This window comes from Serratia sp. L9, assembly GCF_050632285.1.
In the GTDB taxonomy this organism is placed as follows: domain Bacteria; phylum Pseudomonadota; class Gammaproteobacteria; order Enterobacterales; family Enterobacteriaceae; genus Chania.
Genome location: NZ_CP192591.1, coordinates 4,072,156 through 4,098,786, shown reverse-complemented (window position 1 = coordinate 4,098,786; position 26,631 = coordinate 4,072,156). Strand labels below are relative to the sequence as shown.

The following is a 26,631-nucleotide window of genomic DNA, read 5'->3' as shown; positions in this document are numbered from 1 at the left end:
AGACAATATCTGCGCGGAACAGTTTAACTATATTACTGTTAATGTGGCTTTATTAACTCCCTGAACGGCAGCATTTAATGGTAAGCTCCTGCCTGATTACATGGAAAAACAAGGAGTTTATATGCACATGACCACACATCAGCTGCCCGGCGAGATAGCCGTTACCTTGCGCAAAACTGAACAGAGTGGCGAACTGCCGGTGATAATTCTCTGCCATGGTTTTTGCGGTATTCAGGATATTTTACTGCCGGCATTTGCCGAGGCTTTCGCAAACGCTGGCTATTTGGCGATAACTTTCGACTATCGTGGCTTCGGCGCCAGTGGTGGGGAACGTGGGCGTTTAGTCCCGGCGATGCAGATCGACGATATTCACACTGTGGTCGCTTGGGCGAAAACGCAACCGCATGCAGATAGCCAGCGCATTGGATTGTGGGGGACTTCGTTTGGGGGTTGCCATGTCTTGGGCGCTGCGGCAGGCAATCCGGATGTTAAAGCTGTGGCCAGTCAATTGGCGTTTGCCGATGGTGAAGAGATCGTCACCGGCAAAATGTCAGCCGAAGAGAAGCAGGATTTTATCGCCACACTGAATAAAATGGCGGATAAAAAGCAGGCCACCGGCAAAGAAATGTTGGTTGCTATTACCCGGGTGCTGAATGATCCGGAATCGAAGGCCTTTTTTGAGAATAACAAGGCCAGATATCCGGCGATGGACATCAAGATCCCATTCCTGACCGTGCGTGAAACGCTGCTTTACAAACCGAAGGATAACGCGGCCAAGGTGACATGTCCGGTATTAGTGACGGTGGCCGGGGCGGATTCCGTCAATCCGCCGCAACAGGGTGTGGCATTGTACGAGTCGGTAGGATCTCAGCAGAAAACATTGCATGTGGAAGAGGGGGCCAGGCATTACGATATGTATAGCGGCCCTCATTTTGACAGCATCATTACACGTCAAATCGACTGGTTTAAACGCGTCCTCTAATCACGTTGATGTTTACACCACTGGGCTGATGGTCGTGGCTGCCCAGTGGTGTAACCGATATCAAGCCAGTAATCCCCGCTGTTGCAGCGTTAATCTGGTGGCTTCGTTCAGGTCATAACTGGCCAAATCTTCTTGCTTCACCCAAGCATAATCTTCAAATTCATCGTTAATCGTAACGGCGCGGTTGGCGGCGTGGCAGTCAAAAATCAGGTAAATCATATAGATTTGTTCCTGGCTGCCATCTTCATAGGTTTTCATCCGCACATCGTCGCGAAACGTCCAGGGTTGAATGCGATCCAGCACCAAGGCGCCGCCCAACTCCTCATTGACTTCGCGGCGCAAGGCTTCTTCGATGGTTTCCCCCGGCTCTGTTCCCCCGCCTGAAAGGGCCCACTGACCAGGGAATACCCCTTTGTGGGCAGCCATTTTGCAAAGCAGGTAGGCGTTGTCATTTTCAATCAGCGGGCAAACAATAATACGTTGACGCATAGTCACTCCGTTTTCCAAGGGCATCGGGGCTGAAAAACGCATTATACGTCAGACGGGATCACGAAGTTTTTAATTATTATTTTCTGGGAAGACATTAGAATGGAGACGATATAACAAAATCAGCCAGTTATCTAAGAGGGAGTTTATGAATTATCAGATGGCGCCTTTTTGGTTTTATTCAGGAAAGGTGGTTTTGTTGGTACTGCTGGCGGTGGGATTAGCGTTTTTTGGTATAACGGCCCCCATATTCTATGGCTTGCTGGCCGGATTAGTCATGCCGGTGGTTGTCTCCATGCGTTTGCATCAATTAGCCGAAAAAAGCCTCGTGGTGATCCCGAAGCAACTTACCCATTGGACGGTGTATGTGCAGGGTATTCCGGTGCAGGAAACCCGCAACTCGTTAACTAACCCATGTTTTGCCATTGGCGATCAATTGCAAACCTTCTTCTGGCGGGCATTTTTCCTTAAATTTGTGATACAGGCAGGTGCATTGCTGATGCTGTTGTTGCAGCTATGGCCGTTTAGCGATATTTGGGTCGTCCTGGGAGGTGGCTTGTTGGTTGGCATTTGGCTGTGGGTTAAGTGCGTGGATACCGGGAAAACCCTGGCTTCAGTGAAGAACCAAACCTGGGTGGTGGAAGAGGTGCGTAGCGCAATGGATTCGCTCTGGTATCGGGCCGACTTCAGCAGACAAGGGCAGCGGATAGCTGCCCTGGAAAAGCTGCTGGCGCTTTAAACCGGGCAGGGACGAGAAACCGCTTTCTCATCCCGCCTGATTTACAACTTTGCCCGGTATTCGTCTTCCAGGCGGCTGATTGCCGCCCAGAATGGGCGCGGGGCGCGCTCTTGCAGGTGATCGACCAGCAGATCCAGATGTGCGTGCCAGCCGCTGGCGACGCTGAGCATGGTGTCGCGGTTGGCCAAACGCCGATGGGTGACAGTCAGCAGCACATTGCTCCCTTGTTCGGTCAGCTCAAAAGTGACTTCAGAAGGTCGTTCTTCGCCTTTCTCTGCCCAGGTAAAGCTGAGTACGTGTGGCGGAAGCAGACAGGTGATATGACCGATGTTGGTTATCTCACCCGCACAGGACTTGTATTTCGCTGGCGGTGTTTCATCTTCACCGGCCAGCTCGGCATTGCAAAATAGCAATTCGATCTTGGCTCCTACCTGCATTGGCATCTCGCCTGCGGCCAGCCAACTGGCGCGTTTGTCTGATTCCGTCAGATATGCCCAGACCCGCTCGAGTGGGCCAGGCAATAAGCGCTGGATGCGCAGCGTACCCGTTTCAATGATCATACCGTAATCGTTCATGGTTCACTCCGTAGGAGGATGCGAGTCAGCTTGCCGCAGCGCTTGCTCCAGCACGTCCAGCCGCTCATTCCAGAAATGTTCATAGGTTTGCAGCCATTGCATGGCCTGCGCCATCGGCTCGGGAGCGAGCCGGCAGATATGGTTTCTTCCCTGCACGGTGCGTTGCACCAGCCCGGCTTGCTCCAGTGCTTTGATATGTTTGGACGCACCGGCAAACGACATCTCGAAAGGCGCCGCCAGCTCACCAATACTGTGTTCGCCTTCGGCTAAGGTACGCAAAATGGCTCGTCTTGTAGGATCGGCCAGTGCGTGAAAGATAGCGTCCAGTCGTGAGGAACATAATTTAACCATCTGGTTAAAGATAGAACGACATGGGCAATATTCAACCATTTTGTTGAATATTTTTTAGCTTTGTCACATAAAAAATGGGGATAAGGCAATGTCGCTCGGGGTTATCCGACACCAAAAGAATGATTATTACCGTTTTTTCTCAACGGATCCGGCTGACGCCACCGCGTGCCTGAAGGGATAACCGATGCAAAAACGCCGCAAAGCGCCAGACAATGGATCCGAATTCCAGAGAGATCCTTTAGCCTTATTTTAAGCCAAGACGTTTAGCAAGCCGATGCAAGTTACCGCTGTCGAGGTTCAGTTGACGTGCAGCGGCAGCCCAATTCATTTCACACTCGGCCAGGGTTTTCTGGATCATGCGGCGTTGGAAATGCTGCGTCATGGTAGCGAGATCGGCTTGAAGTAACGGCTCAGACAGGGCATCGTCGGCCACTTCGGCGATGGTCTGAGCAGGTAAATTAAAATGAACCGGCAACAGTTCCAGCTCGGCGGTATTTTGTGTGGCGCGGGCCAAAATAGCCGCTCGATAAAGGGTATGTTCCAGCTCGCGAATATTTCCTGGCCACGCATAGTGTTCCAGCGTCGATAATGCTGCGCCACTAAGGGTTAGCTGTGACAGGGCAAACTTAACCCGGCAACGTTCGCAAAAGAAACCGGCAAGCAGTGCAATATCGCCAATACGCTCGCGTAGGGGGGACGGCTATGGGGAACACGCTCAGTCGGTGATATAAGTCCACACGAAATAGGCCATCAACCACAGCCTGTTTCAGATCGCGATTGGTAGCGGCAAGAATACGGACGTTCACCCGTTTAATCGAATCATCCCCGACGCGTTGAAGATCGCCATATTGAATCACGCGCAGCAGTTTCGCCTGTAATGACAACGAAAGCTCTCCGACTTCATCCAGGAACAGCGTGCCATTATCAGCCAATTCAAATTTGCCAATGCGGTGCTGGATAGCGCCGGTAAATGCCCCTTTAACGTGACCAAACAGTTCGCTTTCTGCGACGTTTTCCGGCAGTGCGGCGCAGTTGAGATACACCAGCGGATTTGAGGCACGTGACGAACCCTGGTGAATGGCGCGTGCGACCAACTCCTTGCCCACTCCTGTTTCACCGGTAATGAGCACGTTGAGGTCGGAGCCGGCGACAATGTCAATTTCCTGCTTTAGCTGCTGCATTAACGGTGAGAGCCCAATCATCTCTTCTGGCTCTCTGGCAGCATTGACTCCAGGTGGTGCCAGCGGTGTCAGTGACTGCTTCTCCAACATTTCAACCAGCAATGCGTTATTCAGCGCGCCAGCCGCCAATGCGCCGATCAGTCGCAGCTCTTCATCGCTGAAGCGATCAAATTGCAGAGGATTCAGACTGTCGAAGGTCAATGCGCCGATCAAATCCTGTTCGGCAAACAGCGGCAGGCCGATGCAGGCGTGAACTTTCAAGTGGTCGTGGCCGGGGATCAGACCGTCATAAGGATCGGGCAGGTCGCTATCTGCGGGAAAACGCACCACGTTGCCGGCCCGGGCAATCGCTTCCAGGCGAGGATGGGCGTCTAGCGCGAAGCGGCGGCCCAGTACGTCTTGCGTCAATCCATCAATGGCTAACGGGCGAAACTGCTGCCCTTCAAAACGCAGCAAAGCAGAGGCGTCACAGCGCAGCAAGTGGCGCAGACTATTGATTAAACGTTGGAAACGATCGCGCTGGCTAAGCCCACTTTGCAGATCGATAGCGATGGCCGCCAGGGAGTGGATGGAGAGTGGCATAATTGTCATTCCGACAGTTGATTGTCATAAAGACAATATTACGCTGATGTCATTTTGACATCAAATTTTTAAAATATGTTTAAAAACAACAAAATAAAAATGGCACGCCCTTTGCTATATAGACGCCATGAGCAACTTTTGAAACGTGATGTTTAACAGTAAGGGCATTAGCATGGCAATCCAGGTAAAAAACAACATCCAATGGGTCGGGCAACGTGATTGGGAAGTACGCGATTTTCATGGCACAGAATACAAAACGCTGAAGGGCAGCAGCTATAACAGCTATTTGATTCGCGAAGAAAAAACGGTGTTGATTGATACGGTGGATCATAAATTCAGCCGTGAGTTCGTGCAGAATCTGGCGGCAGAAATCGATCTTGCCACGCTGGACTACATCATTATCAATCACGCGGAAGAAGACCACGCGGGTGCCTTGACTGAGTTGATGGCGCGCATCCCGCATACGCCAATTTACTGTACCGAAAACGGCATTGACTCCATCAACGGTCACCACCACCACCCCGAATGGAATTTCCATGTGGTACACACCGGAGACAGTCTGGATATCGGTAACGGCAAGCAACTGATTTTTGTCGAAACACCGATGTTGCACTGGCCTGACAGCATGATGACCTACATGACAGGCGATGCGGTGTTATTCAGCAACGACGCGTTTGGTCAACATTATTGCGATGAGCATCTGTTTAACGATGAGGTCGATCAGAATGAGCTATTTGAACAGTGCCAACGCTATTACGCCAATATTCTGACACCGTTCAGCCGGTTGGTGGCGCCAAAAATCAATGAAATCCTTGGGTTCAATCTGCCCGTGGACATGATTGCAACTTCGCACGGCGTGGTGTGGCGCGATAATCCAACCCAAATTGTACAGCGTTATCTGGAGTGGGCGGCGGACTATCAGGAAGATCGCATCACCATTTTCTATGACACGATGTCCAACAATACCCGCATGATGGCAGACGCCATTGCACAGGGCATCAACGAAACCGATCCTCGCGTGGCGGTGAAAATCTTTAATGTGGCACGCCATGATAAAAACGAAATACTTACCCATGTGTTCCGCTCAAAAGGCGTCCTGGTGGGCTCATCGACCATGAATAACGTCATGATGCCAAAGGTTGCCGGCCTGTTGGAGGAAATGACCGGCTTGCGTTTTCGCAACAAGAAAGCGTCGGCGTTCGGCAGCTATGGCTGGAACGGTGGGGCGGTTGATCGTATTCAAACGCGTTTGATGGATTGTGGTTTTGAAACCACGCTGGCGCTAAAGGCTAAATGGCGCCCCGATCTGGATACGGTGGAAATATGCCGTCAACATGGTCGTGAGATCGCCCGCCAATGGGCGTTGACCAGCCCGGTCAACCGCCAGCTGACGGGCGAAACTGTGGTGCAACCGCTGCCGGTAATCGCCGCACAGCCAGCAGGCAAACCGCAGACTCAGCCGATCGCCTGCGGAGCGGGTCAGGCAGACGACAGCCTGGGCCCACGCATGCAGTGCAGCGTTTGCCTGTGGATTTACGATCCGCAAGAGGGTGAGCCGATGCAGGATGTCGCACCCGCTACCGCCTGGCAAGACGTCCCGGAAGACTTCCTGTGTCCGGAATGTTCGATGGGCAAAGACGTGTTCGACCCCATGGCGACGGAGGCTAAATGAAACACGGCATTGTTATCATCGGCTCGGGCTTTGCCGCGCGCCAGTTAGTGAAAAATTTGCGCAAACAGCATGGCGAGGTGCCGATTCGGCTGATTGCCGCAGACAGTTGCGATGAGTACAACAAACCGGAACTGAGCCATGTGATTAGCCAGAACCACTCTGCCGCATCGCTGACGCGGCAAGCCTCGGGCAGCTTTGCCGAACAGTACCAACTGGCGCTGCACCCGAATACGCACATTATCGCCATCGACACGCAGAATAAAACGCTGCACAGCGCGCAGCAACGTTGGCAATACGACAAGCTGGTGCTGGCGGTAGGCGCAACGGCCATCGTGCCGCCAGTGCCAGGCCGCCAACATATGTTGACGCTCAACAGTCAACAAGAATACCGCGAATGTGAAACCACACTGCTGCGAGCGCAGCGGGTGCTGATTCTTGGCGGAGGCCTGATTGGCTGTGAGCTGGCGATGGATATGTGCCGCGCCGGTAAACAGGTCACGGTGGTGGACAAATCATGCAGCCTGCTGTCGGCGTTGATGCCGGCTGAGGCCAGTAGTCGCTTACAGCATCGGTTGCTGCAAATGGGCGTTGAGCTGGTATTCAATCAACAGTTGGCTGCGTTGACGCCGCAGGATGACGGCCTGTTGGTGACACTGAGCAATGATCGCCGTCAGCAGGTGGATGCGGTGATTTCGTCTATCGGTCTGCGACCGAACGTTGCGCTGGCGCAGCAGGCGAATTTGCAGGTGAATCGGGGTATCCAGGTTGACGAACGTTTACAGACCTCCGTTGCGGATGTTTACGCACTGGGCGACTGCGCTGAAATTGATGGCAAGCTGCTGCCATTCCTGCAGCCTATCCAGTTCAGTGCCATGACCCTGGCGAAAAACTTGCTCGGTGCAGACGAAGAGCTGAAGTTGCCTGCGATGCTGGTCAAGGTAAAAACCCCCGATCTGCCGATGCATCTGGCGGGTGAAACCCAACGTACCGATTTGCAATGGACGATAACCACCGAGCCGCAGGGCATGGTTGCCAAAGGTTTCGATCGGCAACAGCAACTGCGCGCGTTTATCGTCAGTGAAGCGCATATGAAACAGGCATTCAGCTTGCTGAAAGCGTTAAATCGTTAACCGAGGCCGCAGAAATGCGGCGTTACCCAGCATTCCGGGAGAGTTAATCATGAGATACCGTATTCCAGCCGATTATAAACATACCCGCTCCACGCCATTCTGGGATCAGAACACGGTTCCCAAGGCGCTGTTAACGCATCACAATACCAAGAAAGGGGTCTATGGGCGGCTTTCGGTGATGCGCGGTGCGGTGAAATACATGGGGTTTAACGCCGAACATGAAGCTATGCCTGAGTGGGAGGTGACTATCTCAGCCGGCCAGTTTGGCGTCAGTCCGCCGGAATATTGGCACCGCATCGAATTATTGACGGCGGACACCTATTTCAATCTGGATTTCTTTGCTGCGCCGGGGAGTGAACGGGAAGAAGAGAGGGGCGCTCAGCGAGTTAACAGCCCGCGCTAAATGCTGGGGTTGTTTGTCAGGGCGCGTGGCGCTGAATGGATGATTCCCTGTTGTCGATTTTAGTGCGAATGTAGAACCCCCGCTCACTAGCGTGAAAATGGTATAAAACTTTCAAATTGCCGCCTATCCTGATGTCACTTGTTCATGATGGAGTCATTATGTTTGTCGGGATGTTATTCGCCTTGGCTGCCGGGTTGATGTGGGGCTTGATTTTTGTTGGCCCACTGTTGGTGCCTGATTATCCGGCAGCGCTGCAATCCACCGGGCGTTATCTGGCTTTTGGGCTGATCGCTATGCCGCTGGCTTGGCTGGATCGTCGGCGATTGCGCCAGTTACTGGCCAAAGACTGGTTGGAGGCACTGAAACTTACCGCAATCGGCAACCTGCTGTATTACCTGTGCCTGGCCAGTGCTATTCAGCGTACTGGCGCACCGGTATCAACCATGATCATTGGTACGTTGCCGGTGGTGATTTCGGTAACCGCCAATCTGTTTTATGGCCATCACGACGGCAGACTTTCCTGGCGCAAACTGGCTCCGGCTTTGCTATTGATAACTTTCGGTCTGGTATTGGTGAATGTGGCGGAACTGCGCGGAAATAGCGGGCCGATCGACGTCTGGCGTTATTCCAGCGGGTTAGCGCTGGCATTAATGGCGGTGGCTTGCTGGACCTGGTTCCCACTGCGTAATGCCCGCTGGCTGCGTGAAAACCCAGGCAAGCGGCCCGCTACCTGGGCAACGGCACAGGGAGTTGTCACCTTGCCGCTGGCGTTGGTGGGGTATCTGTTGGCTTGCGGGCAACTGGCGCTGACCCAGCCGCAGTTCACTCTGCCTTTTGGTCCCAGACCGGAGGTATTCATCCCACTGATGATTACCATCGGTGTACTGTGTTCCTGGTTGGGGGCGATGTGCTGGAATGAGGCGAGCCAACGTTTGCCAACGGTGCTGGTTGGGCCGCTGATTGTGTTCGAGATCCTGGCCGGGTTGGCTTATACCTTTATGCTGCGTCAAGCTTGGCCGCCGTTATTGACGTTTGGCGGTATTGGCTGTTTGATGGCCGGGGTGATTTACGCTATGCGTATCAAACCCAAGCCGGTGATCTTGGCGTTGGATGAGTCGCACTAAAACGGCTACGGGTTTCCCCGTAGCCGCTATCCGTTAACGTTTACTGCGTTGAATAATCTCTTCGGCCACATTGCGTGGCGCTTCTGCATAGTGGCTGAATTCCATGGTGTAAGTTGCGCGACCTTGCGACATCGAACGCAGGGTCGTGGAATAGCCGAACATCTCAGACAGCGGAACCTTGGCATGGATCACTTTACCGCCGCCGCCCGGAATATCCTCCATTCCCTGAACCATACCGCGTCGTGACGAAAGATCGCCCATCACGTTGCCCGCGTAGTCTTCCGGCGTTTCAACTTCTACCGCCATGATTGGCTCCAGGATCACCGGGCTGGCCTGGCGGCAGGCTTCTTTAAAGCCAAAAATGGCCGCCATCCGGAAGGCCTGCTCCGAGGAGTCGACATCGTGGTAAGAGCCATACGTCAGATGTACTTTGACATCCACCATCTGATAACCCGCAAGCACGCCATTATTCAGCGCTTCCAACACGCCTTTTTTCACCGCTGGAATATATTCACCGGGGATCACACCCCCTTTGATCTCATCGAAGAACTCAAAGCCCTTACCGGCCTCATTGGGTTCCACCGTCAGCACCACATGGCCGTACTGACCTTTACCACCGGACTGCCGTACAAATTTTCCTTCAACGTCGGCCACTTTCTGACGAATAGTTTCACGGTAAGAAACCTGTGGCTTACCGGTATTGGTTTCGACGCCAAATTCGCGCCGCATACGGTCGACAATAATCTCCAGGTGCAATTCGCCCATGCCGTAAATAATGGTCTGGCCGGAGTCTTCGTCGGTGCGCACGCGCAGCGAAGGATCTTCCGACGTCAGGCGCTGCAAGGCAATCCCCATCTTCTCCTGATCAGCCTTGGTTTTCGGCTCGATGGCCTGTGCGATAACCGGTTCCGGGAACACCATACGCTCCAGGGTAATAATGGCATTGGGATCGCAAAGCGTATCGCCTGTGGTGACATCTTTCAGGCCCACGCAGGCGGCGATATCCCCAGCATGCAGCTCATCTACCTCTTTGCGGTCGTTGGCATGCATCTGCACGATACGCCCAATGCGCTCTTTTTTACCCTTGATCGGGTTATAGACGCTGTCGCCCTTGGCCAGAATCCCCGAGTAGACGCGGACAAAGGTCAATTGACCCACAAACGGATCGGTCATCAGTTTGAAGGCCAGTGCCGAGAACTTTTCGTTATCGTCCGCCTTGCGCGTAACTATCAGATCCTGTTCGTCATGGCCCTCCATCGGGGGGACGTCCAGCGGTGAAGGCATCAGTTCGATCACCGCATCCAGCATGCGTTGGATACCTTTATTACGAAACGCCGAACCACACAGCATGGGCTGGATCTCACCGGCGATGGTGCGGGTACGCAATCCTTGGACGATCTCGTCATTGGTCAGTTCAACCTGATTGAGATACTTATCCATCAGCGTTTCAGAAGCTTCCGCAGCGGCTTCGATCATCTTGTCGCGCCATTCTTTGGCGCTTGCCTGCATTTCTGCCGGGATCGCTTCAAAGCGGAAGTTCATGCCCTGTGAGGCTTCGTCCCAGAAAATGGCCTGCATACGGATCAGGTCCACCACGCCAGCAAAATGATCCTCTGCACCTATCGGGATCACGACTGGCACCGGGTTGGCTTTCAGGCGTTCGATCATCATATTACGCACGCGGAAAAAGTCTGCGCCAATACGGTCCATTTTGTTAACAAAGGCCAGACGCGGCACCCGGTATTTATTGGCCTGACGCCACACGGTTTCTGATTGTGGTTGCACGCCACCTACCGAGTCATACACCATCACCGCACCGTCCAGCACGCGCATGGAACGCTCCACCTCAATGGTGAAATCCACGTGCCCTGGGGTATCGATGATATTGATCCGGTGCTGGGGATAATTGTGCTCCATTCCGTTCCAGAAACAGGTAGTCGCTGCAGAGGTAATGGTGATGCCGCGCTCTTGCTCTTGCGCCATCCAATCCATGGTTGCAGCGCCGTCGTGGACTTCACCCAGCTTGTGACTGACCCCGGTGTAAAACAGAATCCGCTCGGTCGTCGTAGTCTTGCCGGCATCAATGTGCGCCGAGATGCCGATATTGCGGTAACGTTCGATGGGGGTAGTGCGTGCCATAATCAACCTTTCTTAGCCTTGTGGCGTACGGCTTTAACAGTTAAAAATAATGATATTCCTCAATGGATTATCAGCTAGCCCAAAGCATAATAATGCGTTAGGCATTAGAACAATCCTAGTCGATGGTATTGAATTTATTAACCTATGACTGTGATAGGTCATATAAAAATAAAACATTTTAAATCACAGGGTTAAAACAGACAGGTCATTTTAGGTCATAATTAATCTGCACAATCACCCATTTCTCACGGCATTCGTCATGATTTTTCAGGTGACTTATGCCCTGATAAGCTCGTATTCCTTGCTTTCTTCTGTAGCGGCTCAGCGTGCTGTCTGGCTGTGCGGTCGTTTTATCCATTAAGGACGATGACGGAAAACGATCATGAGGCGCCAGAAAGCCGCGGGAAACGGGCTCCAGGTGAAACACCGGTACCTATTGAGGAACCCGGGGAGTCACCAAAGAGGTCGGGAGAAATCCCGGCAATCCGCTATAAAACAGCAATTATTGGAGTGCCTTCTTGGCCAGACGTTATGCCGCACCACGGCTCGAATTCGAAGCAGAAGCGATTTATCAGTATCCGGAACACCTGCGCCAATGGCTGGAAGGGTTGCCCACGTTACCTGGGGTGTACCAGTTTCATGGTGAAAGCGAAACTATGCCGCTCTACATAGGAAAAAGTGTGAATATCCGCAGCCGGGTACTTTCGCATTTACGCACACCAAACGAAGCCACCCTGTTGCATCAGGCCCGGCGGATAACCTTTACCCGCACCGCCGGAGAAGTGGGTGCCTTGTTGCTGGAAGCTCAATTGATCAAGCAGCAACAGCCTCTGTTCAACAAACGTCTGCGCCGCAACAAGCAGCTTTGCGCATTACAGATTCGCAATAATAAGCCCGAGGTGGTTTACGCTAAAGAGATCGATTTTGCCCGCCAATCGGGCTTATTTGGGCTTTTTGCCAACCGCCGTGCGGCGCTGCAGGCACTCCAAGCCCTCGCAGACCAGCATCAACTCTGTTATGGGCTATTGGGGTTAGAATCATTGAGCCGCGGGCGCCCGTGTTTTAGATCGGCACTGAAACGTTGTGCTGGAGCCTGCTGTGGCAAAGAAAGCCAGGATGCCCATCACCAACGTTTGGTTGCCGCTTTGGAACAAAGCCGGGTGGTATGCTGGCCATGGCGTGGTGCGATTGCTCTGCGAGAACAGGGGGTTGATATGGTCCAATACCATATTATCCACCACTGGCTATGGCTCGGCGCCGTGAGCCATCTGGATCAGGTTCATGAGCTGATAATTGCCGCGCCGTGTTTTGATAGTGATGGTTACAAAATCTTGTGTAAGCCCATTATTTGTGGCGAATATGATATCACTGACTTGAGTGAAAATAGGTGATTGGCAGGGCGGCTCGGTAAATACCCTGCTTAAGATTTCAGACGGTCTCAATACCAAGAGTATGGCTGAGAGTTATATATACTTTCACATTATTTCATTTGCGACACTTCCTACCCGAGAACGTCGATAAATCGCTGCTATAGTTTAGTTCAAACCAATACCGGTCAGCATTGAAAGGTATTCTGATGAACGCAATTGATATTATGTGGGTAGGGTTGGGGGGCGGAATAGGTTCGTTGCTGCGTTGGTGGGCAGGGCTTGCTGTGGCCAAGGCCTATAAAGGGCCATTTCCTCTCGGCACCTTTTTAATCAATATAAGTGGTGCATTTATTATTGGCTATCTCAGCATTTTATTCAGTGTTGATTGGCGCGACCGCTATGGGGATTGGCTCAGTGCCGCGGTATTGACCGGGGTACTTGGCGGGTTTACTACCTTCAGCAGCATGCAGTTGGATGCCGCAAAATTGGCTGATTCGCACCAGCGGCGCGTCGCCGCAGGATATCTGATTGTCTCGGTTGCAGTCGGCTTGGTGGCTGCTGCCTGTGGTGCCTGGTTAGCCAACCCATAAGGGGAGAATAGGATGCTGAATTTTATTATTTTGATCTTTGTTGGCGGCGCTTTTGGCGCAGTGTGCCGCGAGATACTTATGCTGGCAGTGCCCCGCCTGAGTGATGGTTTTCCCGTGGATATCTTCATTGCAAATATCGTTGCCGCCTTTCTTCTTGGCTTGGTCACATCGATGTTCAAACAAAATAGAATTAATCAATACGTACATGTAATGGTTGCAACCGGCATCATGGGAGGGTTATCCACCTTCTCCAGCATGGTGTTCAGCGCTGTGGAAATGATGAAGGATCCTGCCAGCATCCTGATTGCCATCAGTTACCTGATCATCAGCCTGGCTGCCGGCTTTTTGGCGGTCGAACTGGGGCTGGGGTTGGGGGCCAAAGTTAAACCTGGAGTTCAAACTACGCCCTGACCGCGGCGTAGGGTTGTTTTATTTCGACTATAAAAACTGCCTCCAAATAGATATTCGGCAGAAAATTATACAACAATAATTAATTGTGGGGATTATGCTGAGTGTTTGGTCGGAATACAGATTTTCCCGTTAATGATATGGGCATCATGCTGGATCCATTCATTAACTTTACACACGCTGGTTTTATACAATTGCGCGAAGTAGGTTATGTCACCACCATATTGTTTTAAGATAAATTCTTCAACGCTGGTTAATGCACGGTTTTTCATTGGATTACCTTTTCCTTGGCTATTGTCCATGTTTCATCGTAAATTACTAAGAATAATCTAATGCAACTTTATTTTTATTGCTGCATTCTAGCATATTGATCCCAGTGCAGGAATTATATTTTCTTTCCAGGAGTGTAAGGTTAGGTCGCTATTTGATTAGAGTGGCTTAAGGTGAAAAGCCAATTTAAATAAAATAACTTAATACAGATATTTCTTAAATATAGCCTAAACAAGTTGCAGGTTATCAAGCGAAATCTGTTCCGACAGGCCTATAATCACCGGGTAGTAAATTTGCAGTATCTCGTTTGGCGAGGCTCCTATACAAACACAGGTTACTGATCTGACGACATCGAGAGATGCCCAAGGTTAAGACAGGCTTTATCGGATTAAGGTTTAGCCCAAAGTAACTTCTGAATTTTTTTCAGATACGTTGTATAGTGCTAAAACCTGGACGCGGAGATAGGCTGTCTGCACTCCCTCTTTGGTTAACGCCCCTATGCGATTCACTGTTGAAGTTTAAACAGAAATAGGGACTAACAATGATTAAATCACTTCCATATTCACCCGCGCTGGCGATCACCCCGTCGGCAACACACGACGAATCGTCAATTGCCAGCTACATGAGCCCGGATTTCATTACCGTATCCGCCTCCATGACGGTAGACGAAGCGAAAGACTATTTCCTTTCACAACTGCAAACCGATGAAATTCCGACACAATTGTTTATCACCGAAGATGGTTATCGCCTTCGGGGTATGTTGTCGGTAAAGAAACTGCTGCAGTGCCACACAGGCGAAAAGACGTTGGGCTCAATGATGAACCCTACCTATTTTCATGTCTCACCAGATGATGACAGGAACGATGTAGCACATTTATTGGGTAAGGGCGGGTTGGACGTCGTGCCGGTGGTGGCCAATAAAATGCTGGTAGGTGTATTGGGCGAAAGGGAGATTGCCCGCCTGATTGAGGACGAAAATACTGAGGACGCACAACGCCAGGGGCGAGCTTGCCCCTGGATAAGCCTTATCTGGAAACCAGCCCTTGGGCATTGTGGCGCAAACGTGTGGTCTGGTTGTTGCTGCTGTTTGTGGCGGAAGCCTATACCGGTAACGTGATCAAAGCCTTTGAGGAGCAATTGGAAGCGGCTATTGCTCTGGCATTCTTTATCCCATTACTGATAGGGACCGGCGGGAATAGCGGTACGCAAATCACCTCAACCTTGGTGCGTGCGATGGCGTTGGGAGAGGTCAGCCTGCGTAACCTGGGTGCGGTGATCGGTAAGGAGGTAAGCACTTCGTTGCTGATAGCCCTCACCATCGGCTTTGCTGCCTGGGTTCGGGCCTGGATAATGGGCGTCGGTATGGACGTGACGATAGTGGTCAGCCTGACGTTGGTGGCAATCACCATCTGGAGTGCGATCGTTTCCTCTATTATTCCGCTAATGCTGAAAAAGGCGGGTATCGATCCGGCGGTGGTGTCCGCCCCCTTTATTGCCACGCTGATTGATGGCACCGGCCTGATTATTTACTTCAAAATTGCCCAGGCTGTTCTGGGTATTTAAGGCAATGACCGGCTCCTGCCAATGCAGGGGCCGATAACTACGGAGGTATGTCAAAGCAATGGACAACGTTTCGAAAACATTTTTAACCACTGAGGTCGTTATCGATTAGTTTACGAGGATAGAGTTATGGGAAATATGATGATTTTTATGGGTTTCTTGGGTTTTGTCAGTGCGCTGGGGCTGATTGCTGCCTATATGAGCACGAGATGGGATGACTGATGAGCGAAAAAGATCCACCTAGGTTCATCCTCCCCGTAATGACCAAAACCACTGCGGGGAGGATGATATAAACGCAAACAACCGGCGGTGTTAACCGCGTGTGACGAACATGACCGTTTTTATTCTTGGATTTCTTTATGCCGTTTTAATGGTTGCTGTTGGTATTAATGAGATTTTTCTCAATTCAACCGGTAAATCTGAATTCCTTTCCTGTTTGATGCTGACATTTTCCGTCAGCCTGTTGCTCGTCGTTTTTGTCTGGCAATTTTCTGCCAAAATAAATAAATGAGTTTTTACTTAGAACATGGGCAGTGTTATGCAAAATGAAAAGCAAGCCGTGGCTAGAAATTCAATGATTGCCAGTGGGCTATTAGCGTTGGGTAAATTTGTTGCGGGTATCTTTACCGGCAGTATTGGCCTGATTTCTGAAGGGATCCATTCCTTCACCGATTTTATTGCCACCAGCATTACCTGGTGGGCAGTGCGTGTCAGTGACAAACCCGCTGATGACGATCATCATTTTGGCCATGGCAAAGTAGAAAATCTGGCTGCGATGTTTGAGGTGTTGCTTCTGGTGGCTGCTGCCGGTTGGATTATCTATGAGGCAGTCAACAGCCTGATGGGTGAAGCACACCAGATTGTTGCCGCACCGGTGGTGATTGCGGTGTTGCTGATATCGATTGTTATCGATTACTTGCGCGTCAAAGCGTTGAACCGCGTGGCCAAGGCCACCGATAGCGCAGCCCTTGAAGCCGATGCGTTGCATTTCTTCTCCGATATGCTGTCTTCAGGCGTCGTGCTGCTGGGGATGGTCTTCGTTCTGTTTGGCTTTGCCCGTGCAGACGCATTGGCCGCATTGGTCGTGGCCTGTTTTATTCTGTTTGCTGCTTTAAAACTGGGAAAACGCTCGTTTGACTCATTGATTGATACCGCGCCAGCCGGAACACGGGAAGATATCGCTACGTTGCTGCATAATTTCCCCGCAGTCTTGGCGGTGGAAAATATTCGCCTACGCAATGCGGGGGCCACGCTGTTTATTGAAGTGAGTGTCGGGGTATGCCGCACCTTACCGCTCGAGCGGATCACCGCACTCAAGCAAAATATTGCCGCCAGGTTGGTACAGCAATTTGGCAACGCAGAGGTGAGGGTGATTGCCATTCCCCAAGCCAGAAGTGATGAGGATATCGCCACGCGTATTCGCATTCTGGCCGCCAATCATGGCGCAGTGGTGCAAAATCTCTCACTGCAGCAATTATCAGATCATATGGCGATCGGTATGGATCTGCTGGTTCCGGCCAATGCCAGTGTAGAACAGGCGCATGATATTGCCAGCACGGTGGAAGATGCATTACGCCAGGCGTTAGGGGATAACAGCGAGATTGAAACCCACCTGGAGCCTCAAACACCGGATTGGTTAACCAGCCAGGATATCCCCACCGATGAGTTGGCGAAGATCCAACAGGTGCTGACGGTATCTGCTGAACAGGAGGGGCTGGTGCAGGATATACATGATATCCGAGCCCGCGAAACGACGCAGGGCGTGATTGTGAATTTTCATTGTCGGGTGCTGCCTTCCCTGTCGATCTCGGCAGCGCATCAGGCGGTAGACCGTATCGAGCGGCAATTGAGAGTACAATTTCCGGCGATTTCGCGGGTGGTGGGGCACGTTGAACCTTTGTGAGCCGCATGGGGATGAATATACGGGCGCATCTGCTGCTGCGTCAGTACGCCCAATGTTGCTGCAGATCATTTCTGAGCAGGTGCTATGCGTTATTCAAGATTTCTGCCAACCTTCCAGAATGATTACTCTTTTGCACTGAGCCGGTTGTTATTATACTCAGTGCCTATTGTTAATCAGGCGGAGCAATGTTCATTGCTCCGCCTGTTGCGTCTATCGCCAACCCTATTCTGAGCACTTATGGCTATGATGAAGTCATTACAGATTTTCCTGTTCACCTTTTTGCTGTTTGGTTTGCCGCTGGTTCCATTAGCTAATGCAGCCCAGCAGGGCAACCCAGCGGAGCTCAGTCCACAGGACATTGCGACCGCTCTGAAAAACCACCAAAAACAGCTGGATACCATTAAACAGCAGGTTTCCAAAGCTGACACCGATGGCCAGTTGAATAAACTGTTTATCGCCACCCAGGCGCTGGCCGCTGCGACAGAAAAGCTGAGCACAGATCTACAACCAGCCCAAGAGAAGCTGCAGGCACAGTTGGATGTGCTCGGCCCACAGCCGGAGCCGGGGGTAATGACCGAAACTGCCAGCGTGGTGCAACAGCGTAACGCGCTTAATAACGCCAAGAAACAGCTGGATGATGCCGTAAAACGTTCTCACGCGCTCAGAACCGGCGCGACAGATTTGGGGCAGCAAATTACCGATCTGCGCCGCGTGGCATTCAAGTCTCAACTGGCGCTGAATACCGGCAGCATTCTCAGTGCGCAATTCTGGTCACCAGAAACCGATTCGCAGATTGAGGATTTGGCTCGCCTCAATGATTTTAAACAACAATTGCAGCAAACCTGGGATGCCAGTTGGCAGGATGAATGGCGTTACGGAACCTTAGGTCTGTTGATTCTGGCCGTTACCGTCTGGTCACTTGGGCGTTATTTGATTGAGCAGGTTTTTGCCTGGTTTAGCATCCATTATTTACCTGATGGCCGCTTGCGCCGCAGTTTTATGGCGCTGAGTACCGTTCTGATTACGTTGTTGACCACCGCACTGGCGTTGAATCTGCTTCTCTACGCATTTTCCAGGACTCAAGAGCTGAGCTCCCAGATCAAAGATTTTACCGATGGATTTATGCTATTGGGGATTTTCTGCGCGCTGATCGCCGGGTTAGGCAGGGCTTATCTTTCCCTGAGCCGCCCATCATGGCGTCTGGCGCAGATGGATGATGCGATTGCGACAGGTATGCGCTTCTTGACACCATTATTGGCCGGATTAGCCATGGCCTTTGGGGTCGTGGAATTGGTTAATAACGTGATTGGTGCCAGCCTCAGTAGTACGGTATTAGGTAATGGGCTTGCTACCGCGTTAATGGCATTGATCTTGCTGGCGATACCGCTGCGCGCACGGCGTATTCGCCATGATATTGAGCAACAAGGCGTTCTTCTTGAGAAACGTTCATCCATTGCCGGGATAGCGCATATCGTTATTCTGCTGGCAGCCATAGTGATCCTGTTTTCATTGCTGATTGGCTATGTGGCTTTCGCCCGTTTTCTGACCTACCAACTGATTTGGGTTGCGCTGGTCCTGCTGTCGTTCTATTTCATGGTGGCGTTTGCCACTGACTTCTGTGCCGCCATCTTCTCACCACACACGGCCAGCGGCAGGGCGCTGAAGAAATCACTGAATGTCAAAGACCGCCATCTGGAACAACTGACCATTATCTTCACCGCAATTTCCAAATGTTCGTTGCTATTGCTGATGATTGTCGCACTGATCAACGGTTCATTTGGCACCACTACACCCAGTTCTTTACTGCAGAAGATCGTGGCCATTCTTAACGGCGAAGGGCTGAAAAGCCTGAATATTGTGCCGGGTAATCTGTTGAATGCGCTGATTTGCCTGGTGATTGGTATCTATGTTCTGCGGGTGACGCAGCGCTGGTTAAGCCACGAATTACTGCCAAAAACTATCAGCGATATTGGTATCCGTGCTTCATTGGTAACGCTTTTCAGCAATGTCGGTTACGTGTTGCTGATCCTTATCACGCTGGCGACGTTGGGGATCCAGTGGAACAACTTGGCGTGGATCGTCAGTGCGCTTTCGGTCGGTATCGGTTTTGGTCTGCAGGAAATCGTGAAGAACTTTATCTCCGGCCTGATCCTGCTGACTGAGCGCCCGGTTAAAGTCGGAGATATGATTGGTATCAGTGGGGTTGAAGGGGATGTACGGCGCATTAACGTGCGAGCGACAGAAATCCAGCTTAGCGATCGTTCAACCATGATTGTGCCCAACTCACAGTTGATCTCACAAAACGTGCGCAACGCCACCATGGGCAACGCCCAAGGGGTGGTGACCATTGCGTTGACGTTCCCGATCGATATCGATCCCGAGCAGGTACGTAACGTTTTGCTGAGTGCCTACCAGGAGCATGAAGCCATTCTTGAAGCGCCAACTCCGTATGTTCGCTTTAGTCAACTTGGCCCGGATGGGATTATCCTGAGCGTAACCGGGTATGTCGCCAGCCCAAGGATGGTGGGTTCCACCAAAAGTGATCTCCTGTTCAACATCCTCAAACTGCTACGTGCAGAGCGCGTGGATCTTTCTAAACCGAAAGAAGTGGTATTTATGAAGCAGGCAGACCACGTGATCAATGAAGAAGAGCAGTCTTCCTGATGATTCAAGCAGATCGGAGGATTAATGACTCACCCGCTGGCAGATAACATCATTGGCATCTATGAGCGGTACGCCGAGGCTTTTGAGCAGCAACGGTCAACCGCTCTGTTTGAGCAGCCCTGGTTGGACAGGTTCCTGAACTTGCTGCCCGCGAATGGAAATATTCTGGATATTGGTTGCGGTTATGGTATGCCGATCGCTGGCTATTTTGTCGGCCGAGGTTTTCAAGTCACTGGCGTGGATAGCTCAAAACCGATGATCGAACGCTGCCTGCAGCGATTCCCCAGCAGCGCTGGGCGTTGGCAGATATGCGAACCCTGGCGTTGCCGGTCAAGTTTGATGGGTTAATTGCCTGGGACAGTTTTTTTCATCTCACCCGTGAAGATCAGCGTCAAATGTTTGAAATCTTCCGCCAACATGCGAATTGCCGAGCGGCGTTGATGTTTACCAGCGGCCCCAGCAATGGGGAAGCGATTGGGACATTTGAAGGTGAAGCGCTTTATCACGCCAGCCTGGCACCGGCCGAATACCAGCAGTTATTGCAGCAGCAGGGGTTTAGCGTCGTGAAATGGGTGGCAGAAGACGCCGAATGCTGCGGGCGGACCGTTTGGCTGGCTCAGCTTAACGATTAAACCGCTTCATTAAAGCCCATGCCGAGCTTGGCATGGGCCTGACCAAATCAGATCTTAGTTATCAAACCCCCATTCAGACCACTTGCTCTTGATTTTCTCCTGCAGCGGTAGCGGATAATTAGTGGTAAAACTCAAAACCTGCTCCAACGGCTGGTTGACCTGCTGCTGGATCTGCAGGCAGCTGTAAGCCACCAGTCCACCGCGCCCACGCAATTTGGTGGCAACATCCAGGTAAATTTGTAAGCCAGTACCGTCCGAGTCGTACTGCGGATAATGGAACACGCCCTGAACCGGGTTATTGCGCGTCGCCAATGCCCAGGTCACTTTGTTGCTGTCATCAGGGGGAATATCTTCGCCCACGATGATCAGTTTGGCGGTAGTTTTGCCGATATGGTTGGTCCAAAACACCTCGGCAATTTTGTCGATAAAGGCTTTTACCGTCATGCCGGTGATTTTATGCCAGTCATCCCGCACCCGGATCACCAACCAGTGGGAAGAGGCTTCCAGCGGGCTGAAACAGTCGATCACCGGCAGACCGGATTTTTCAAAATAAACCCTGGCAGTGGCGGATAGACAGAAGCAACCGAGCATCAGCGTAGAGTCGATCGGAATACCCGGAATACAGATCGGCAAAATGGCTTCATCACGGAAGGTGATACAGGTAATTTTCGCCAGAGGCTTCAGGCTGGACTGGTTGGAAAGGTAGCCAGGGAACTCGCCAAACGGGCCTTCTGCCACAGACTTGTCGGCGCTGACATAGCCTTCGATGATAATTTCACATTCGGCAGGCACCAACACATCGCAGGTTTCCGCTTTCACCATCTCGATACCGTGGCCAAGGAATGAAGAAGCATAGTTGTATTCATCGTGCCAGGCTGGCGGAGCGGCAGAAAGCAGCATGGTCACCGCCGGGGGGACACCCAGGGCGATCACGAAAGGGCAGTCCTTACCCTGTGCCGTCCACATATTGTAGATCATACCGTTATGCTGGAACGGTAGCCACAGGCCGACAATATTGTTCTTCGAGTAGTGCGGACCATTACCGTGCGCCACGCCAACTGAACTGGCGTGCGGTGGTTTTGGCGTTGGGTTATTTTGTGGGCGAGAACCGGCGATCATCGCCCGGCTGAATGACCAGTTGGTCCAGGCGTCTTTATCTACCGTATAAGCATCCTCCGGCACTGGTTCACCTGGCGGCGTGCGAACCATGATGGCTCCGGCAGTCTGGAAGTAACGGCCACCATCTCCGTCGTGCAGGATAGGCGCCGGGATCTTGGTCATATCGATCTGATCGCCCACCCATTTGTTCTGCTTGCACGGGGCGGTCGCCGGGTCGACCATCACTGGCGGATGCGGTTCCTGACCAATGGCGTCCAGAAAGGCATCCTGGATCTCAAGTAACTGGGCATCGTCTGGTAACCCGAGCATCAGCGCCAAACGTTGCCAGCGTTTGCCCGGTTCACGGCTGACCGTGGGGCCCATTTCCGCCGCACGAAAACCAGGTGCGCCTTTGACTTTGCTAAATAGCGGCATCGGGCTTTCCGTTTCGCAGGCATGGCGCAGAATGGCTCCCATCTCCAGATACCAATCCACCTCATCGGCAATCGCCACGACTTCGCCCTTGCTGGCAAGCAGATCCAGATAGGCTCGATAAGATTTAGGCACTTTTTGGGCATCAATTTTCAGTTTGCGTCGCTTCATTTGCCTTCATCCTGATGTGGGCCACAGAGTTCGTCAGCCAGTGCGAAAGACTGGGCTACGCCGGTCAACGTTGGGTTCCACGAACCGGGCCGTGGGAACAACATGCTGCCCAGGCCATAAACGTTCGGGTAGCGGTGCATCTGGCCATTGATGGCGGTGACCGAACTGACAGGATCGTCACCCATCCACAAGGTGCCCGCTTCGTGAACCAGCCCCTGATTGCGGATATTGTCCGGTGGCGAACTTTCCCAGGTAAAACTGCCGTCCCGGTTGTTGTGCTGATATTCAAGCGGGGCATCGCCAGCGATGGCGTACATCACGTCATAGGTGGTTTTATCCATTGCATCCCAGAATTTACGATCCGTTTCCTTCATCTGGATATACACCTCGGCTTCTCCCTGGGCGTTGGTCGTGACGTAATTCCATGAGTCTGCCGAGCGTTCCCCGAGGAATTCCCCCATGGAATGCAGCATGAACACCACATAGTCTGGATCCTGATAGGTTGCGACGGCTTCCGGGGAAGAGGCGTCTGGCAGGATGCGATACAGCACGTCGTAGCTTTCTGCCGGTTGTGGGTTATGTACCACGCTGATATGGGTATGCATCAGTCGGTTGGTCGTTTTATCAATGCCTGGCAGATAATAGGCTACGGTTTGCAATTGGTTGGTCAGCACCGGCAGGCTACTGGCGGGAATACGGGCGGCCAACCAGGACCGGATATGGCCACATAGATTTTTACCCACCAGTTGATCATCCGGGAAAGAGCGGGTGAGGATAAAACCGGCTTCCAGGGTATTACATGCCAGTATCACCTTGGCATTGCCCACGTTCAGGGAACCCTCTTTGGTCAGGATTTCAGTGACAATGTCACGTTGCGCGATCAATTTCTCCACTTCGGCATTGACAACCACCTTCAGCGAATTCGGATACGCCTGCACATCATTCACCAGAACCGAAACCGGTGAGAACTTGGCCCAGTCCTCTGGCGCGACACCTTGGCCAGTTGCCATCGCCGAGTCGAGCGCGCTCGGGCTTGGCTGCGGTTTGGCTCCGCTGATATTGGCCAATTGTGAAAACAGACGTTCACCCATAAAGCGGTTCAGCGACTGATTGAGGTTGCCGGGGATCTCCAGAGAATAACGCCGCCCCATAAATTCGCCGGTGGGATACCACTGGCTATCAAGGCGATCGATAGCCTGTTCAGGCCAGTCCGGCATTTCGCTGTTATCTGGCTGTGGTGTCCAGGCATTCCAGAACAGGGCACGGCCGCCTACATAGGGGATCTGTGGCATAAAGTTGAGGCTAAGCTTCATGTCGGCGGAGCCATGATACTTCCAGGGCCGGATGCCTACGCTGGTGTTGAGCTTGATATAGGCCGGGGGAATATTTTGGATATGGTCGGGGATCAGATAGTCACCTTTCTCCAGCACCAGGATACGCGCCTGCGGATTATGTTGCAGTACCCGGTGGGCAAAACTGGTGCCATAGGCTCCGCCGCCAATCACGATATAGTCGAAGGATTGCCCCTTGATCTGATCAAATTTTGAAAAGTAGATATTGTCGACTTCACTCATAGTTTGCTCCCGAAATGTGCGATGCGAAGGAAATCATCCCCGCCGCCCCTCAGGCGGCGGGGCAATCGGCTATGGGTAATAAGCCCGGCTTTGAATGGCTGCCGGCGCCGAGTTGAGGGTTTGCACGGCCACAGGTGCGCAGCCACCAATCAACGTCTCCAAATCCTTACGCATTGGATGGTTGCTGGTACCCAGCACCAGTTTCACCGCTTCGCCGTGACCAGCGCCGAGGAAATAGGTATCCATCGCCTGCAGGATGTTCCAGCGGCAACCGATTAGTCTGCCATCGTGGACGCCGTATTCGGTGATCGGCGAGATGTTGCCTGGTATTGATTTGATGCCCAACGTGTTGACAATGCAGGTGAAAATCGCCGTATTGGCATCCTGCGGGTCGTCCACTCGGAAGCCCCAGGTTTCTACCCATTCCGGCTGGTAGACGCTGGAATGGGTTCGTACCGGGTTTTGCGAGGCCAGATTGACCTTGAAGCTGGTCTGGAATTTAGGCTCACCAAACAGCTGTTCACCCGCGGCGATGGCGATAGGCGCATCACAAGGCACCCATACGCGGTGGTTGCCGTACAGCTTGGTTTGATCCCCATCTTGGATAAATTCCTGATAACCGACAGGGGCCAACTGATCTTTGCGATGCTCAGGATAGGCCACAATGTTGAGTTCCAATTCCTGCGTGATCGCCGCGCCACTGCTGCCCCATTGTTCCGGCGGGGTATCGAGGCCGGAAGCAAATTGCCCGGCATACAGCTGGAAGTTAAAGCTGACCATCGCTTTATCGCCAAACAGAGCCGGGCAGAGGCCGGTTCCTTTCAAATAAGGTTCCACGCGGCTCAACGGCACCAGGTAATACACGCCGACGTTGGTTAATGAGGCATAGTAGAACGGCATGGTGAACGGCGTTGGGATGCTGGGTAAATCATTCTGCTGATTAGACATGAGCGTGGTTCCTACTGTTGTGAGGATTGAGGTTTGGCCGAGTGCGGGCAAGCCGCCGGTGCCGGATACGGCGCGGCTTTCAGCGCCGAAAGGATATTCAGTGGGTTGAAATACTGACGCATCAGAGTGATTTGATGCTGTTCATTGAATTGGTAGCGGATCGCCCAGTCGTAGCGATAGGGCACTCGGCCAGATTGGGTCGTGCCCTGTTCGCCGCCGTAGGACATCGCCTGATCGCCGCTGAAGAACGATTTTTCGATACCGGCGCTGCCAAACTTCACCGTATCGCCCAGTAGCGTCCAAAATCGACTGAAACCTTCGTGGCCGTAAAACACGCCCAGATAGGGGCATTCGCTGGGGCCAGAGATATCCCAGATCACGTCGTCAGTCATACAACTGAGCGCCAATTCCAAATTACCGGTTGAGTAGGCTTGCTGTAACCGATCCAGCGTGGCCTCATTGCTGGCAACGCTGGCAACGCTGGCAACGCTGGCAACGCTGGCAACGCTGGCTGTCGGGGCGGCCATCACGGCCTGTTTACCCAGGGTTTTGCGGTTGGCAACGCTGTATTCAAAAGTGGGGGCGCAGTGGAACAGTTCATTGCCCGGGAAAGGGTTGGCGGTGATAGCCCGGAAGTCATTGCGCAGGGCGCACATCGCCACCACGGCCGCCATCAATTTATCGGGTGAACCGGTAAACGCCACCTGCAGGTTACCGAGTAGCTCACAATAACGCTGGTTAAACCTGATGATAGCGTCACGAACTTCCCCCGCAGGGTAGTCACTGACCTTGGCATCGCTATCGATTATTACGCTTTTGTTCCAGGGGATAGGGAATTCGGGGCCGGTGGGACCAGTGGCGACGTTATCGCCTTCCTTGTACAGCTTCTCATTGTATATCTGGCTGAAACGGAAATAGTGGGCCAGCTCATCTTCATCCACGACCCAGATGTTGTTTTCAGTGCCTTCCCCTTGATCGGTAATCAGATCCATGGCGGCCAGCGCGCTTTTGAGGTCGGTTACTTGCAGAACATTGCCGCCACCGCCGTAGTAGAAGGCGTCCGGTGGGATCTGGCGCAGTGGGTCGCCACAGAAAATGGCCTGTTCCCCATGAGCCTCCACTGCTGCCCGCAGCCGTGATTCGACGTAAATATAAAATTCACCGATGGTCATTTTACTGGGGACTTCGTTGACGATGGCTTTAGGGCGGGCATCACTTGGATGCTCGATCACCATTCCCTGGAAGATGCCATTCTTCGAAAAGCCATACAGATGAATTTCAATATCATCAATATCGTAAGGCAGACGTGTCGGGTAGTTTGGCAGAAAGTCCGGCGAGTCCACCTCGGGGGTTCCCCCGATGGCGTTGAGCAGGTTGGCCGTCAGGGTAAAGTGCAGCATTTCTTCTACCACTACCGAACGCAGAGATTCGATAATGCGCCAGTCAACATCGTCATTCAGGGTATAGAGCATCGTCAAATAAGGGGGAATAGTGGCGTGCTCCAGCCGCATGGCGTTCTGCAACAGGTCGCGCAGTTCTTTCAGATCCTGTTGCAGGCTTTTGTCATCGATAAACTTCACATAGCCCAGTTCGGCAAATGAGGTTTCAGCAAGCTGGATTTGCATGGCTTTTGCGGTCATGTTCATA

At 52.3% G+C, this 26,631-nt stretch carries 21 protein-coding genes, 3 pseudogenes and 1 riboswitch; of the genes and pseudogenes, 14 read left to right on the top strand and 10 right to left on the bottom strand.

Features of this window, described 5'->3' with window-relative positions:
• Positions 1 to 121: 121 nt before the first annotated feature.
• A complete protein-coding gene (gene uilS / locus ACQ86O_RS19490; protein ID WP_431222480.1) occupies positions 122 to 982 on the top strand; it encodes a UilS family quorum-quenching N-acyl-homoserine lactonase in 861 nt (286 codons plus the stop codon).
• A 60-nt stretch (positions 983 to 1,042) separates the two neighbouring features.
• Here uilS and nudI read toward each other — a convergent pair whose 3' ends face one another.
• Positions 1,043 to 1,471: a nucleoside triphosphatase NudI gene (gene nudI, locus ACQ86O_RS19485; RefSeq protein WP_431222479.1), complete on the bottom strand. Its 429-nt coding sequence runs from the start codon at positions 1,469 to 1,471 to the stop codon at positions 1,043 to 1,045.
• 187 nt (positions 1,472 to 1,658) lie between these two features.
• Between nudI and ACQ86O_RS19480 the strand changes: the two genes are divergently transcribed.
• A complete protein-coding gene (locus ACQ86O_RS19480) occupies positions 1,659 to 2,207 on the top strand; it encodes a hypothetical protein (RefSeq protein WP_431225779.1) in 549 nt (182 codons plus the stop codon).
• A 41-nt stretch (positions 2,208 to 2,248) separates the two neighbouring features.
• Here the strand turns inward: ACQ86O_RS19480 and ACQ86O_RS19475 are convergent, their stop codons facing one another.
• From ACQ86O_RS19475 to norR, 3 genes and pseudogenes are all read right to left on the bottom strand, one after another.
• The gene (locus tag ACQ86O_RS19475) at positions 2,249 to 2,782 is read right to left on the bottom strand and encodes an SRPBCC family protein (RefSeq protein ID WP_431222478.1); all 534 of its coding nucleotides are present in this window, start codon (positions 2,780 to 2,782) and stop codon (positions 2,249 to 2,251) included.
• Positions 2,783 to 2,785: 3 nt separating this feature from the next.
• On the bottom strand, positions 2,786 to 3,133 hold the full coding sequence (locus ACQ86O_RS19470; protein WP_431222477.1) for an ArsR/SmtB family transcription factor: 348 nt from the start codon (positions 3,131 to 3,133) through the stop codon (positions 2,786 to 2,788).
• Between the two features lie 244 nt (positions 3,134 to 3,377).
• Positions 3,378 to 4,896: pseudogene (gene norR / locus ACQ86O_RS19465) on the bottom strand (nitric oxide reductase transcriptional regulator NorR).
• A gap of 172 nt (positions 4,897 to 5,068) precedes the next feature.
• Here norR and norV point away from each other — a divergent pair.
• The 4 genes from norV (at position 5,069) to ACQ86O_RS19445 (ending at position 9,225) form a co-directional block, all read left to right on the top strand.
• On the top strand, positions 5,069 to 6,568 hold the full coding sequence (gene norV, locus ACQ86O_RS19460) for an anaerobic nitric oxide reductase flavorubredoxin (RefSeq protein ID WP_431222476.1): 1,500 nt from the start codon (positions 5,069 to 5,071) through the stop codon (positions 6,566 to 6,568).
• Entirely contained in the window at positions 6,565 to 7,698 is a 1,134-nt protein-coding gene (gene norW / locus ACQ86O_RS19455) for an NADH:flavorubredoxin reductase NorW (protein WP_431222475.1), read from the top strand. Before norV ends, norW begins: the two co-directional genes overlap by 4 nt.
• A gap of 49 nt (positions 7,699 to 7,747) precedes the next feature.
• On the top strand, positions 7,748 to 8,101 hold the full coding sequence (locus ACQ86O_RS19450; protein ID WP_431222474.1) for a DUF1971 domain-containing protein: 354 nt from the start codon (positions 7,748 to 7,750) through the stop codon (positions 8,099 to 8,101).
• A 158-nt stretch (positions 8,102 to 8,259) separates the two neighbouring features.
• Positions 8,260 to 9,225: a DMT family transporter gene (locus ACQ86O_RS19445; RefSeq protein WP_431222473.1), complete on the top strand. Its 966-nt coding sequence runs from the start codon at positions 8,260 to 8,262 to the stop codon at positions 9,223 to 9,225.
• A gap of 33 nt (positions 9,226 to 9,258) precedes the next feature.
• Here ACQ86O_RS19445 and fusA read toward each other — a convergent pair whose 3' ends face one another.
• A complete protein-coding gene (gene fusA, locus ACQ86O_RS19440) occupies positions 9,259 to 11,364 on the bottom strand; it encodes an elongation factor G (RefSeq protein WP_431222472.1) in 2,106 nt (701 codons plus the stop codon).
• 518 nt (positions 11,365 to 11,882) lie between these two features.
• On the opposite strand from fusA, the gene cho reads away from it, so the two are divergent.
• The 3 genes from cho (at position 11,883) to crcB (ACQ86O_RS19425) (ending at position 13,735) form a co-directional block, all read left to right on the top strand.
• Positions 11,883 to 12,755, top strand: coding sequence for an excinuclease Cho (gene cho / locus ACQ86O_RS19435; protein WP_431222471.1), 873 nt, complete (start codon positions 11,883 to 11,885; stop codon positions 12,753 to 12,755).
• Between the two features lie 185 nt (positions 12,756 to 12,940).
• On the top strand, positions 12,941 to 13,324 hold the full coding sequence (gene crcB / locus ACQ86O_RS19430) for a fluoride efflux transporter CrcB (protein ID WP_431222470.1): 384 nt from the start codon (positions 12,941 to 12,943) through the stop codon (positions 13,322 to 13,324).
• A gap of 12 nt (positions 13,325 to 13,336) precedes the next feature.
• Positions 13,337 to 13,735 (top strand): fluoride efflux transporter CrcB, encoded by a 399-nt coding sequence (gene crcB, locus ACQ86O_RS19425; protein WP_431222469.1) that lies wholly within the window; start codon positions 13,337 to 13,339, stop codon positions 13,733 to 13,735.
• 92 nt (positions 13,736 to 13,827) lie between these two features.
• On the opposite strand, the gene ACQ86O_RS19420 is transcribed toward crcB (ACQ86O_RS19425), so the two are convergent.
• Entirely contained in the window at positions 13,828 to 14,004 is a 177-nt protein-coding gene (locus ACQ86O_RS19420; RefSeq protein ID WP_431222468.1) for a hypothetical protein, read from the bottom strand.
• 293 nt (positions 14,005 to 14,297) lie between these two features.
• A riboswitch (M-box (ykoK) riboswitch) is annotated at positions 14,298 to 14,470 on the top strand.
• A gap of 73 nt (positions 14,471 to 14,543) precedes the next feature.
• Between ACQ86O_RS19420 and ACQ86O_RS19415 the strand changes: the two are divergent.
• From ACQ86O_RS19415 to ACQ86O_RS19395, 5 genes and pseudogenes are all read left to right on the top strand, one after another.
• A pseudogene (locus tag ACQ86O_RS19415) lies at positions 14,544 to 15,565 on the top strand (magnesium transporter).
• Between the two features lie 126 nt (positions 15,566 to 15,691).
• Complete coding sequence (gene mgtS / locus ACQ86O_RS19410) at positions 15,692 to 15,784, top strand: protein MgtS (RefSeq protein WP_142012566.1); 93 nt, start codon at positions 15,692 to 15,694, stop codon at positions 15,782 to 15,784.
• 316 nt (positions 15,785 to 16,100) lie between these two features.
• Entirely contained in the window at positions 16,101 to 17,465 is a 1,365-nt protein-coding gene (locus ACQ86O_RS19405; protein WP_431222467.1) for a cation-efflux pump, read from the top strand.
• Positions 17,466 to 17,708: 243 nt separating this feature from the next.
• Positions 17,709 to 20,129, top strand: a complete 2,421-nt coding sequence (locus ACQ86O_RS19400; protein WP_431222466.1) for a DUF3772 domain-containing protein — start codon at positions 17,709 to 17,711, stop codon at positions 20,127 to 20,129.
• Positions 20,130 to 20,153: 24 nt separating this feature from the next.
• Positions 20,154 to 20,761, top strand: a pseudogene (locus ACQ86O_RS19395) (class I SAM-dependent DNA methyltransferase).
• Positions 20,762 to 20,815: 54 nt separating this feature from the next.
• Here the strand turns inward: ACQ86O_RS19395 and ACQ86O_RS19390 are convergent.
• The 4 genes from ACQ86O_RS19390 to ACQ86O_RS19375 all read right to left on the bottom strand — a co-directional run bounded on the left by ACQ86O_RS19390 (position 20,816) and on the right by ACQ86O_RS19375 (position 26,630).
• Positions 20,816 to 22,462 (bottom strand): UbiD family decarboxylase domain-containing protein, encoded by a 1,647-nt coding sequence (locus ACQ86O_RS19390; RefSeq protein ID WP_431222465.1) that lies wholly within the window; start codon positions 22,460 to 22,462, stop codon positions 20,816 to 20,818.
• Positions 22,459 to 24,036, bottom strand: a complete 1,578-nt coding sequence (locus ACQ86O_RS19385) for a GMC oxidoreductase (protein WP_431222464.1) — start codon at positions 24,034 to 24,036, stop codon at positions 22,459 to 22,461. The genes ACQ86O_RS19390 and ACQ86O_RS19385 overlap by 4 nt, the downstream gene beginning before the upstream one ends.
• Before the next feature lie 69 nt (positions 24,037 to 24,105).
• A complete protein-coding gene (locus ACQ86O_RS19380) occupies positions 24,106 to 24,984 on the bottom strand; it encodes a hypothetical protein (RefSeq protein WP_431222463.1) in 879 nt (292 codons plus the stop codon).
• Between the two features lie 11 nt (positions 24,985 to 24,995).
• Positions 24,996 to 26,630 (bottom strand): ferritin-like domain-containing protein, encoded by a 1,635-nt coding sequence (locus ACQ86O_RS19375; RefSeq protein WP_431222462.1) that lies wholly within the window; start codon positions 26,628 to 26,630, stop codon positions 24,996 to 24,998.
• Position 26,631 lies beyond the last annotated feature (1 nt).

Bases quoted from the DNA above. Each gene is read 5' to 3' on its own strand.
- mgtS (WP_142012566.1), top strand. From the start codon at position 15,692: ATGGGAAATATGATGATTTTTATGGGTTTCTTGGGTTTTGTCAGTGCG.
- ACQ86O_RS19470 (WP_431222477.1), bottom strand. From the start codon at position 3,133: ATGGTTAAATTATGTTCCTCACGACTGGACGCTATCTTTCACGCACTG.
- ACQ86O_RS19385 (WP_431222464.1), bottom strand. From the start codon at position 24,036: ATGAGTGAAGTCGACAATATCTACTTTTCAAAATTTGATCAGATCAAG.
- nudI (WP_431222479.1), bottom strand. From the start codon at position 1,471: ATGCGTCAACGTATTATTGTTTGCCCGCTGATTGAAAATGACAACGCC.
- ACQ86O_RS19375 (WP_431222462.1), bottom strand. From the start codon at position 26,630: ATGAACATGACCGCAAAAGCCATGCAAATCCAGCTTGCTGAAACCTCA.
- crcB (WP_431222470.1), top strand. From the start codon at position 12,941: ATGAACGCAATTGATATTATGTGGGTAGGGTTGGGGGGCGGAATAGGT.
- uilS (WP_431222480.1), top strand. From the start codon at position 122: ATGCACATGACCACACATCAGCTGCCCGGCGAGATAGCCGTTACCTTG.
- norW (WP_431222475.1), top strand. From the start codon at position 6,565: ATGAAACACGGCATTGTTATCATCGGCTCGGGCTTTGCCGCGCGCCAG.
- ACQ86O_RS19380 (WP_431222463.1), bottom strand. From the start codon at position 24,984: ATGTCTAATCAGCAGAATGATTTACCCAGCATCCCAACGCCGTTCACC.
- ACQ86O_RS19390 (WP_431222465.1), bottom strand. From the start codon at position 22,462: ATGAAGCGACGCAAACTGAAAATTGATGCCCAAAAAGTGCCTAAATCT.
- ACQ86O_RS19475 (WP_431222478.1), bottom strand. From the start codon at position 2,782: ATGAACGATTACGGTATGATCATTGAAACGGGTACGCTGCGCATCCAG.
- ACQ86O_RS19405 (WP_431222467.1), top strand. From the start codon at position 16,101: ATGCAAAATGAAAAGCAAGCCGTGGCTAGAAATTCAATGATTGCCAGT.
- ACQ86O_RS19450 (WP_431222474.1), top strand. From the start codon at position 7,748: ATGAGATACCGTATTCCAGCCGATTATAAACATACCCGCTCCACGCCA.
- ACQ86O_RS19400 (WP_431222466.1), top strand. From the start codon at position 17,709: ATGATGAAGTCATTACAGATTTTCCTGTTCACCTTTTTGCTGTTTGGT.
- norV (WP_431222476.1), top strand. From the start codon at position 5,069: ATGGCAATCCAGGTAAAAAACAACATCCAATGGGTCGGGCAACGTGAT.
- ACQ86O_RS19445 (WP_431222473.1), top strand. From the start codon at position 8,260: ATGTTTGTCGGGATGTTATTCGCCTTGGCTGCCGGGTTGATGTGGGGC.
- crcB (WP_431222469.1), top strand. From the start codon at position 13,337: ATGCTGAATTTTATTATTTTGATCTTTGTTGGCGGCGCTTTTGGCGCA.
- fusA (WP_431222472.1), bottom strand. From the start codon at position 11,364: ATGGCACGCACTACCCCCATCGAACGTTACCGCAATATCGGCATCTCG.
- ACQ86O_RS19420 (WP_431222468.1), bottom strand. From the start codon at position 14,004: ATGAAAAACCGTGCATTAACCAGCGTTGAAGAATTTATCTTAAAACAA.